The organism is Methylomonas koyamae, from assembly GCF_006483455.1.
Classification (GTDB): domain Bacteria; phylum Pseudomonadota; class Gammaproteobacteria; order Methylococcales; family Methylomonadaceae; genus Methylomonas; species Methylomonas koyamae_B.
Genome location: NZ_PPPU01000072.1, coordinates 1 through 1,628 on the forward strand (window position 1 = coordinate 1; position 1,628 = coordinate 1,628).

Here is a 1,628-nt window from a genome sequence, read left to right on the forward strand (position 1 = left end):
CGCCGACGATTATGCTGCCAACCAAGCCATGGGCGAGCGCGGCGCGGACCTGATCGGTACCGCAAAAGCGGTGTTGACCCATTGCAATGCCGGCGCGTTGGCGACCGGCGGTTACGGCACCGCGTTGGGCGTGATCCGCAGCCTGCACCGCCGCGGCGGCTTGCAACAAGTCTACGCCGGCGAAACCCGGCCCTGGCTGCAAGGCGCGCGGCTGACGGTGTGGGAATTGGCGCAGGACGGCATCCCCGCCACGCTGATCGCCGATTCGGCGGCGGCCTGGCTGATGAAATCCGGCAAGATAGACTGGATCGTGGTGGGCGCCGACCGCATCGCCGCCAACGGCGACGTCGCCAACAAGATCGGCACCTATTCGCTGGCGGTGCTGGCCAAGCAACACGGCGTCAAAGTCATGGTCGCCGCGCCCTCCTCCACTTTCGACTTCAACCTGGAAAACGGCGCCGGCATCGAAATCGAACAACGCGATCCGCGGGAATTGCTGGCCGATTGCTATTTGCACGAAGGCTCATTGGTCAGCGCCTGGAACCCGGTGTTCGACGTCACGCCGGCCGAATTGATCGACGCGATCGTCACCGAGCGCGCCGTCGTCGTCGACCCCGGCAAACACGGCGTCAGGAGTTTGCAACCATGTTGAAGTTGAATTTCAAAAGCGGCAATAGTCCGCTGTTTGCGGTGCAATGCCTCTGGGAAGGCGTGCGCATGCTGATCCGCCCGGAGTTGCGCAATTACCTGCTGATTCCGTTGTTCATCAATATGGTGCTGTACACCGGCGGTTTCGTGCTGGGTTACCACATGGTGTCGGCCTTGATCCACCAGTTCATCCCGGACTGGTTGTCCTGGCTGAACTGGATTCTGTGGCCGCTGTTTTTCGTCAGCTTTCTGGTGGTCGGATTTTTCAGTTTTGCGCTGCTGGCCAACCTGATCGCCGCGCCGTATTACAGCCGGCTGTCCGCCAAGACCCTGGCGCTGATCAGCGGCCAGCCGCTGCCGGCGGCGGAATTGGCCTGGGACAAGGTGTTTTTCGGCGAACTGCACCGGATCGGTTATCTGCTTTTGCGGGTGCTGCCGTTATTGCTCTTGTTCGCGGTACCGGTCGTGAACTTGTTGGCCCCGCTGTTATGGGCCGGGTTCGCCGCCTGGGGCATGGCCTTGGAATTTATGGCCTACCCGTTGGAACAGCGCGGCCTGGCGTTTGCCGGGCAAAAACAGTTTTTACAGCAGGTACGCTGGGGCGCGCTGAGTTTCGGCGGCCTGACCAGCCTGGGCTTGACGCTGCCGCTGCTGAATCTGGTCATCGGCCAAGCTGCAGTGATCGGCGCGACGATTTACATCTACCGGCTTTCGGCCCCGGATACCGAGTCCGCCGCCGCATCCTGAGCCCCGCGCAATACCGTTGCGTCGACTTTGCACTAGGGATCGCCGAGACGAAGCGAACCCGGGTGACAAGGACGCATGAAGCATTCGCCGTCCGTAGCAACAGGCCCCCGGCGCTCCCTGCCGGGGTGACGCCCGGCTATCAACCAACGGCATAATTCCCGCCAGCCCAGCCAATGCCGTTAAGTTAAGGAACAGACCTGCTGGTTCACATCCTGATAGGGGTCGGAAAGGGC

Annotated in this window: 2 protein-coding genes; both read left to right on the forward strand. The window is 62.0% G+C overall.

Annotated elements, in window-relative coordinates; translation table 11 throughout:
- Window positions 1-652 (forward strand): S-methyl-5-thioribose-1-phosphate isomerase (gene mtnA / locus C2U68_RS20585; protein WP_140914348.1); only part of this gene is annotated, 652 nt, incomplete at its 5' end.
- Window positions 646-1,395 (forward strand): sulfate transporter CysZ, encoded by a 750-nt coding sequence (gene cysZ / locus C2U68_RS20590; RefSeq protein ID WP_140914349.1) that lies wholly within the window; start codon window positions 646-648, stop codon window positions 1,393-1,395. The genes mtnA and cysZ, both read left to right, overlap by 7 nt.
- Window positions 1,396-1,628 lie beyond the last annotated feature (233 nt).

Coding starts and splice junctions, on each gene's coding strand:
- cysZ (WP_140914349.1), top strand. CDS start 646: ATGTTGAAGTTGAATTTCAAAAGCGGCAATAGTCCGCTGTTTGCGGTG.